The sequence below is a fragment of the bacterium genome (assembly GCA_027622355.1).
Lineage (GTDB): Bacteria > UBA8248 > UBA8248 > UBA8248 > UBA8248 > JAQBZT01.
In genome coordinates this window covers 1-7,999 of record JAQBZT010000129.1, presented here as the reverse complement: position 1 = coordinate 7,999, position 7,999 = coordinate 1, and the positions used below count along the sequence as shown (strand labels likewise).

Below are 7,999 nucleotides of genomic sequence, written 5' to 3'. Positions count from 1 at the left end.
CCGGGGGGGATTCCTCCGGGGCCTTTCTTGTTGCTGACTGCGCGCGAGAGGCCGCCTAGACCTTTTTGTCCTGGCCGCCCATCGCCTCCATCAGGCCCCAGCGGATGACGGTGCGGCTCTCGATGGGCTGAAAGAGGACTTTCTCGAGTATGTAGCCGAAGAGCCCGAGGATGGTGAGGGCCACCATCATGAACGCGATGTCCAGGAACTCCTGGGCATCGAAGATGCCCGCCGAAAGGCCCCACCGGAGGCCGGCGAAGGCCTCGGCCCCCACCCCCGCGCGCCAGGCCCGGGCCAGGCCGATGCGCATCCCGCTCATGATCATTGGGAGCGAACCGGGAAGCACGACGGTGCGGAAAATAGTCATCTTGCTGGCGTTCATGGACTGGGCCGCGCGAATCCAGACCGGGTTCACGGTCTTGACGCCCGTCCAGACCGCCATGGCGATGGGGAGAAAAGTGGCGAAGGCGATGATGATGATGACCGTCTGGTCGCCCAGCCCGAACCAGAGGATGGCGATGGGCGTCCACGCCAGGGCCGGAATGGGGAGCAGGACGGCGATGAGGGGGACGAAGAACGACTCCCAGAAGGAGAAGCGTCCCATCAGGATCCCGATGACGAGGCCGATGATGCCGCCGATCGCGAACGCCACGGGAAGGCGCCAGGCCGTAGCGAGAGTGTGCCAGAGGATGGGGCTCTGCCAGAGGTAGTAGAAGTAGTCGCTGACCGGCAGGTCGGGGTTCTCCGTCAGCGCCCGTATGAGGGGGCCCGTCACGAGCTCCCAGGCCCGGACGGCGATCATTTCCAGGGTCGGGAAGAGCTGCCCCAGGTTTCTCGCCTGCGCCTGCCGGGCGGCGGCCTCCCAGAGCGCGGCCATTACGATGAAGGGATAGATGGGGCGGAGTTTTTCCTGGACCACCAACCAGACTTTTCTCTTGGGGTCTTCTTGGAAAATGGCCGGTGGGAGACCGGCGGCCGAGGCTTGTGTCATAAGTATTCCTCCGGCGTTAGCTGCGGATCAATTCGTTGAGATTTCTTTGGATTTCAATGAATTCCTTTGAAAGGGCGTCGCGGGGCCGCGGGATTTTGATGGAAACGATCTCGCGGATCCGGCCCGGGTTCGGAACGAAAACAACCACGCGCTCTCCCATGTAGACGGCTTCGCTCAGGTTATGGGTGACGTAGAGGACGGTCTTTTTGGTTTTCCTCCAGACGTCCACGGTGAGCTCCTGCAGCTCCTCGCGCGTCTGGGCGTCGAGGGCGCCGAAGGGCTCGTCCATCAGGAGCACCTGGGGGTCGAACGCGAGCGCCCGCGCGACGGCGACGCGCTGCCGCATGCCGCCGGAGAGGTTGTGCGGGTACATGTCCGCGAAATCCTGAAGCCGCACCAGCCGGAGAAACTCCCGCGCGATCTCCTCGCGCTCTTTGGGCGGGACATCGCGGATCGCCAGCCCGTATTCGACGTTTTTCAGCGCGGTGAGCCACGGGAAAAGCGCGTACTCCTGGAAGACCACGCCCTTGTCGTATTCGGAGGTGATGGTTTTCCCGTCCATGAGAACGGTTCCGGCCGTGATCTCGACGAATCCGGCGAGGATGTTCAGCAGGGTGGTCTTGCCGCAGCCGGAGAGGCCGACGAGCGCCAGGAATTCCCCGTCCTCGATGTTGAGGTTCACGTCTTCCAGGGCATGCACCTTGCGCTCTGGGGTGTTGTAGACTTTTCTTAAATTGCGTATTTCGATTTTCGTCGGCATAACGATGACCTGTTTCCTGTTGAAAAAGGGATGGAAAATGCCGCGGTTCCGGTCTGACCCCTTATCAGAGTGCTCATATAATACATGAAAAAAACATCCGGGGAAACGGAGCATTTTCCTCGCTTTTTCGCTCCGCGGGGCGGGGATCGCGCTTGTCGGGGTGGGAAGGATGATCTAGGATTTTGCACGGCTTTTATCCGTATATCAGAGGAAGGAAAACATGGGAAAAATACCCGTACCGAAAATCATCAATTCGCTGGACGTGAATCAGGACACCGCCTACGAGCCGCCCTACGACATCCGCTGGGGCGTGGACGAGCAGACCACCGGCACGAAGACCATCACGATGGGCCGCACCATCATCCCTCCCCGCGGGCGGAACCATCTTCACATCCACAAGAATTGCGATACGACGATATACATCGCCAAAGGGCCGGTGAACATCTATTGGAAGGATGACGGCGGGGAGATCCAGTGCCGGGAAGTGCCGCAGGAGTATTTCGTCTATTTCCCCTGCGGGTGCATCCATGGGCAGGAAAACCCGAGCCACACCGAGGTGGCCGAGCTCATCTTCACCTACGGGAACACCCCCAACAAGCAAGCCGCCGGAACCACGTTTGTGGATGACCCCCGCGGGCCTCTTCAGGATTGACGCCCTCCCGGGAAGGAGAAATTGGCGTGACAATGGAGCGTTTCGGATGGCGGAAGGCGGCTTTGTGCGTTCTTTTTGTTTTCACCCTGGCGGCGCCCGCGCTCGGGGCCGCAAAAACAAAAATATCAGGGTTCGACGGGGCGGTGCTCGCCCATGTCCCGGGCGGATGGTTCCAGATGGGAAGCAAAAAGGGCGATGCGGATGAGCGCCCTGTGCGCCGCGTCTACGTCTCCTCGATCTGGATGGACCGGACCGAGGTTCCGGCCCGGCAGTTCGCCAAGTTCATGGAGTTGACCACCCACCGGACCGACGCCGAAAAGGCGGGGTGGGGCTGGGTCTGGGACTTTTCTCTTCAAAAGGGCAAGGGCGGCTGGCGGAATGTTCGCGGTGCGATGTGGGCGCGGCCCGAGGGGCCGGGTTCCGACTGGAAGAAGATGCCCGAGCAGCCCGTCTCCCAGGTGAGTTGGAATGACGCCGAGGCCTATTGCCGCTGGGCGGGCCGGCGGCTCCCGACCGAAGCCGAATGGGAGCACGCCGCGCGAGGCGCCGACGGCAGGCGGTTTCCCTGGGGGAATCAAAAAATCCCGGGCCGTGCGAACGTGAAGGGTGAAAAGGATGGCTTCCCCGGCGTTGCGCCGGTGGGGAGCTTCCCGAAGGGGGCGAGTCCTTTCGGCCTTCTCGATATGTCTGGAAATCTCTGGGAGTGGGTGGCCGATCGCTACCAGAAAAACGCCTACCGCACGATGGCCGAGCGCGAGCCGGCCGGGCCTGCCGAGGGCAAAACACGGGTCGTCCGCGGTGCCTCCTGGGGCAGCCCCCTTGAATGGGCCACTACCCACAACCGCTACGATCGCCTCCCCATCTACCGGAACAACAAGATCGGTTTCCGCTGCGCAACGGGCGAGGGGGCCTAGGCCGAAGCGGGGTTTACTTCGCGGCTTTCCCGGCGCTGGTCGCACGGCCGGCACCGGCCGCCTTCTCCGGCATCGGCACGACGAGCACGCCGTGCGCGCCCTTTCCCACCTTAATGCTCCGCACGTTCCGGTGCTTCTGCGCGTCCATGACGTAGACCTCGGCCGAGTCGCGGTTGGAGATGTAGGCCAGGGCGCCGTCGGGGGTGAAGGCAATGAGATCGGGCCGGATTCCCTGTTTGACGAATGCGACTTCCTTGTGCGTTTCCATCGAATAAACCGAGACGGAGTTCATGTGGGGCAGGGTCACATAAAGAAATTTTCCGTCCGGGGTGATGAGCGCGTCGTGGGGCTCGCCCCGGAGCTTGACGGTCTGGGAGACTTCGTGGGTTTCGGCGTTCACGACGCTGTAGGTGTGTTGGGCGCCGTTCGTGATGATGGAGGTTTTCCCGTCCGGGCTGAAGGTGATCCCCTCCATGTAGTGTCCGGCCTCGATCTGCTTGAGAGGTTTCCGGGCCGCGAGGTCCACGACGGAGACATCCTCGCTTAATTCATTGGCGACGTAGGCGATTTTTCCATCGGGCGAGATTTTGATGTTGACCGGATTGTTGCCGCCGTGCCGGATGACATGGACGATTCGCTTCTTGATGAGATCGAAGACCGTTACGTTGTCCGAGTAGGTGTTGACGAAGTAAGCCAAACTTCCGTCTTTCGAGAACACGAGATTGTAGGGGTCGCGCCCGCCGCGGATTTTCCCCACAAATTTCAGTTCGTGAACATCGAAGATACGCACGAAGGACGAGCCGTCGTTGATGATCCAGGCGTGCCGCCCGTCCGGAGCGAGGGCGAGGCGGTTGGCCTTTCTCCCGGCGGGCAGGGTCTTGATGACTTTGTGGGTGTCCCGAGAAATGACGCTGAGGGTTCCCTCGCGCGTGTTGGTGACGAGGATGCGCTCTCCCGCCGCGTGGAGGGCAGCCGGTGCGGCGACGCATAGGGAAAAAAGCGCGGCTGCGGCAATCCGAGCCATCATTTTTTCTCCCCCCCGGCGGGCGGCAGTTTGCCCTCGCGCCGGAGGTATGCCTCCTTGGCCTTCGGGTCGAATTGGCATTTGAAGAGCTTCCGGACGTGGGCGACGAGATCCTTGATCTCATCCGGCGGGAGGAGATTCCCCCAGGGTGGCATGATCGAGGAAAGATCGTTCACGCCGCCGCCATGGGTGATGGTGCGGACCATGTCCTCGTCCGAGAACTGGGCCATGTCTTTTCCGTCGGAGAGGTTCCGGGGGGCGACGGGGAGGTCTCGCGTGTTGTTGATGCCCTTGCCGTCGCCGCGCGGTCCGTGGCACTGGACGCAGTGCCATGTGAAGTTGTCCTCGGCCCGGGGCCGCTCCTGGGTCTCGGCTGCGCCCGCCAGGAAAAGAATCATGAAAGCCAGAGTCAATGCGCGCATGGAAGTTCTCATTTCAAGGACGCGATATAGGCGGCCAGCGCGATCATGTCTTTTTCGCTCAGCCGCGTGAACGCCTTGTCCCCGTACACGGGCATCCTCCCGTTCGGGTTGTAGCGCTCCGGGCGCTGGAGAAAGGCGATAATGAAATCGGGGTTGAGCCTCCGGCCCGTGTCGAAGAAATGGGGGCCGCTGAAGCCGCCCACCTCGATGGGCTGCCGGTAGACGGTCTTGCGGATGCGGACCTTGTGGCAGGCGTAGCAGGGCTGTTTCTTCTGGAAAAGGATGCGGGCCCGCCGCAGAACTCCTCGCGGAATTTTCTTCCACCGGGGGACGGTGCCCGTGCGCATCTCGGGGTCCTTGAGGGTTTGCAGGTAGGTGGCGACATCCCGGGCGTCCAGGTTGGCGAGGGCGGGATGGGGGTCGGGACGCTTGATGAGGGTTCCGTATTTCACCCCGCGGAAGGGCTTCGGGTTCTTGAGCCACTGGGCCAGATAGCCGGGGCCGAACTTGCTGCCGGCGTACCAGAGGGTGGGGCCCTTGGCGTTGTGGCGCTCGGTCACCGGGAGCTTTTTCTCGGGGCCGCTCACGGTGTGGCACACGCCGCATCCGTTTCCCCCGAAGAGGAGCTTTCCCTTCTCCGCGTTGGGGCGCAGAGCCGCCGCCGCGGGAAGTGCGGAAGAGAGGAGCGCAAAGACGATGGCCGCCGAAAGAAAGTGCTGCTTCACTTGGGAAGATCCGGAAGCCGGATGCTGGGGACAGTGCCGGTGAGCGAGCGCAGGAAGGCGATAAGATGTTTTTTCTCCTCCGGCGTCAGGCTCAAGGGTTTGATGTCGGGGTCGAGATTGGGATTCTGCGTTCCGCCCTTGTCGTAGAAATCCACAACCTCAGCGAGCGTGCGGAAACGGCCATCGTGCATGTAGGGGGCGGTCAGCGTGATAAGCCGCAGGGTCGGCGTCTTGAACTTTCCGAGGTCTTGCTTCTGGCCGGTGACTTTCGCCCGGCCCTCCTCGGGCGGGCTCTTCTCCATCCCGATGCCCACGTTGTGAAACTTGTTGTCGGTGAAGGGGGCGCTGAAGGCGTCCACCAGATGGCATTTCACGCACTTGGCCTTGTCGTTGAAAAGGGCGAACCCCTTTTTCGCGTCCTCCGATATCGCCAGCTTGTCTCCGCTGAATTTCCATTGATCGAAGGGGGAATCCCCGGAGATGAGGGTGCGCTCAAAGGTGGCGATGGCCTTGAGGGCCTTGTCGAAGGTCACCTCTTCCGTGCCGAAGGCTTTTTTGAAGGCCAGGCGGTAGCCCGGGATGCCGTTGAGCACGCGCACGACGTGTTCTTTGGTCGCCCCCATCTCGCCGGGATGGGTGATGGGGCCGGCGGCCTGCTCCTCGAGGCTTTTCGCCCGGCCGTCCCAGAACTGAAAGTCGAAGTAGGCGGCGTTCCACACCGTCGGCGGATTGACGCCGGTCAGCTTGCCGCCGATCCCGGTGCCGTACTGCTTCCCGCTGCTCAGCCCGCGCTTGGGGTTGTGGCAGGAATGACACGAGACGGTGCCGTCGCCGGAGATGCGCTTTTCGAAGAACAGCATCCGGCCGAGCTCGACCTTGGGCCGCGTCATCGGGTTATCGTCCGGGACCGGAACATCGTCGAGCCCGAGGGGCGGGGGCGGCGGAAGCGCCCGGGAGGGCTCGTCCGCGGGCGAATTTCCGAAAAGCGCGAGGATCCCGAAAAGAAAGAGGGCCGCGAGCCCGGCCAGGGGAAGAGCCCGCCGCCGGGAGGCTGGAAACAGACCGAAAAAAGGCCGATGGCGAGTTCGCATTATTTTTTTATTCTCTGGACGAGTTCGATGCTGACATCGTCGGTCGCCTGGATGAAGGCAATCCGCGTAGTCGGGTTGAAATCCACCGGGTCCATCGTGAATTTGACCCCTTTCGATTTCATCTCGTCGCAATAGGCGTCGAAGTCGCCCTCCACGCTGAAGGCGAAATGGTCAATGCCCCATTCGAGTCCGCCCTTGGGATTGGCCTTCTCGCCGGTCCGCTGGCCGCGGATGATGACGGTCGCGCCGTTGAATTTGACGTGCATCTGCGGCGCGCCCTGGACCTCGGCCCGCTGCACCTCCTCGCCGCCGAGCTTGTCGATGAAAAAACGGACGGTCGCTTCCGGCTCCCGGCAGACCAGGTGGACATGGTTGAATAGAATCGAGGACTGCGGCATGAAGCTCTCCTTTTTTAGGAATTCCAGATGACGTCACCGAATTCGCCCTTGCGGGGGCGGCCGGCGGAGACGAACCGGGCAAATTCTTCTTTGCTTTGCGTGAGGGTCGAGTTGGCGCCGTGACCGGGATAGAGAACCGTGCCATCGGGCAGGGTGAGGACCTTGTTTTTGATCGAATCGAGGAGCACCAGAAGGTTCTCGTGGCTCCACGTCTTGCCGGGGCCGCCGGGAAAGATCGTGTCGCCGCAGATGCAGTGCCCGGGATAGTGAAACATCAGCATGCCGCGGCAGTGGCCCGGGGTGTGGATCGCTTTCAGGGAAACTTTCCCGAATTTCACCTCGTCCCCGTCGTTGATGTGAAAATCGGGCCGGATGCCGAATTCCTTTTCGTCCTCGGGGTGCAGCCCCAGTGGCGCGCCGGCGCGGCTCCTGACCTCGTCAATGGCGTCAATGTGATCGCCGTGGCAGTGGGTCTGGAGGATGTACTTGATATTCGTTCCCTTGCACGCGGACAATATCGGATCGGCGGAGTAGGACGTGTCGATGATGATGCTCTCTTTCGTTTCCTTGCAGATGAAGATGTAGACATTGTTGCTGTAAGGCCCGATGTTGAGCTTACGGAGAGTGAGTGCGTCGAGTTCGACGGTCTGATCAAATTCGCCCATGAGAAAACCTCTTTCTGGATAGAGAAGGACTGAGGAGATTTTATCCCCGGCGGGGAGGGGCGACAACCCGCTTTCCCGAAAAAATAGAGGGTGGTCCGATTTACGTTTACGTGAACATGGCGATGACGCTGGACGGCAAGATTGCATCCGCCGATCGGGTGGACCGGCCCCTGGGGGGAGCGGCCGACCGGGAGGAAATGAACCGGCTCCGCGCGGAGGCCGATATCATCCTCTGGGGGGGCGGGACGCTGCGGGCGGCCCGCCATCCGGCCCGGGTCCGGGATGCGGCCCTCGAGGCGGCGCGCCGCAAGGCCGGGCGGCCGCTCCATCCGGCCAACGGGGTGGTGACGGCGGGCG

The 7,999-nt window shown here is 62.1% G+C and carries 11 protein-coding genes; 3 read left to right on the top strand and 8 right to left on the bottom strand.

Annotation, left to right across the window (positions count from 1 at the left end; translation table 11 throughout):
* Positions 1-55: 55 nt before the first annotated feature.
* Positions 56-991: an ABC transporter permease subunit gene (locus O2807_08770; protein ID MDA1000588.1), complete on the bottom strand. Its 936-nt coding sequence runs from the start codon at positions 989-991 to the stop codon at positions 56-58.
* Between the two features lie 16 nt (positions 992-1,007).
* Complete coding sequence (locus tag O2807_08765) at positions 1,008-1,751, bottom strand: ABC transporter ATP-binding protein (GenBank protein ID MDA1000587.1); 744 nt, start codon at positions 1,749-1,751, stop codon at positions 1,008-1,010.
* Positions 1,752-1,971: 220 nt separating this feature from the next.
* Here O2807_08765 and O2807_08760 point away from each other — a divergent pair, with 220 nt between their 5' ends.
* Positions 1,972-2,403 carry a hypothetical protein gene (locus tag O2807_08760; GenBank protein MDA1000586.1) on the top strand — a complete coding sequence of 144 codons (432 nt, stop codon included), beginning with the start codon at positions 1,972-1,974 and terminating at the stop codon, positions 2,401-2,403.
* Positions 2,404-2,435: 32 nt separating this feature from the next.
* The gene (locus tag O2807_08755; protein ID MDA1000585.1) at positions 2,436-3,317 is read left to right on the top strand and encodes an SUMF1/EgtB/PvdO family nonheme iron enzyme; all 882 of its coding nucleotides are present in this window, start codon (positions 2,436-2,438) and stop codon (positions 3,315-3,317) included.
* A 13-nt stretch (positions 3,318-3,330) separates the two neighbouring features.
* Here O2807_08755 and O2807_08750 read toward each other — a convergent pair whose 3' ends face one another.
* Genes O2807_08750 through O2807_08725 form a run of 6 tightly spaced genes read right to left on the bottom strand, consistent with a single transcriptional unit; the run spans position 3,331 to position 7,642 of the window.
* Positions 3,331-4,344, bottom strand: coding sequence for a beta-propeller fold lactonase family protein (locus O2807_08750; protein ID MDA1000584.1), 1,014 nt, complete (start codon positions 4,342-4,344; stop codon positions 3,331-3,333).
* On the bottom strand, positions 4,341-4,763 hold the full coding sequence (locus O2807_08745; protein ID MDA1000583.1) for a cytochrome c: 423 nt from the start codon (positions 4,761-4,763) through the stop codon (positions 4,341-4,343). The genes O2807_08750 and O2807_08745 overlap by 4 nt, the downstream gene beginning before the upstream one ends.
* A gap of 8 nt (positions 4,764-4,771) precedes the next feature.
* Complete coding sequence (locus O2807_08740) at positions 4,772-5,488, bottom strand: cytochrome c (protein ID MDA1000582.1); 717 nt, start codon at positions 5,486-5,488, stop codon at positions 4,772-4,774.
* A complete protein-coding gene (locus O2807_08735; GenBank protein ID MDA1000581.1) occupies positions 5,485-6,579 on the bottom strand; it encodes a c-type cytochrome in 1,095 nt (364 codons plus the stop codon). The genes O2807_08740 and O2807_08735 overlap by 4 nt, the downstream gene beginning before the upstream one ends.
* Positions 6,579-6,977, bottom strand: a complete 399-nt coding sequence (locus tag O2807_08730; GenBank protein ID MDA1000580.1) for a VOC family protein — start codon at positions 6,975-6,977, stop codon at positions 6,579-6,581. Before O2807_08730 ends, O2807_08735 begins: the two co-directional genes overlap by 1 nt.
* Positions 6,978-6,991: 14 nt before the next feature.
* Positions 6,992-7,642: an MBL fold metallo-hydrolase gene (locus O2807_08725; GenBank protein MDA1000579.1), complete on the bottom strand. Its 651-nt coding sequence runs from the start codon at positions 7,640-7,642 to the stop codon at positions 6,992-6,994.
* Between the two features lie 116 nt (positions 7,643-7,758).
* Here O2807_08725 and O2807_08720 point away from each other — a divergent pair.
* Positions 7,759-7,999: dihydrofolate reductase family protein (locus O2807_08720; protein MDA1000578.1), on the top strand; the 241-nt coding region annotated here is incomplete at its 3' end.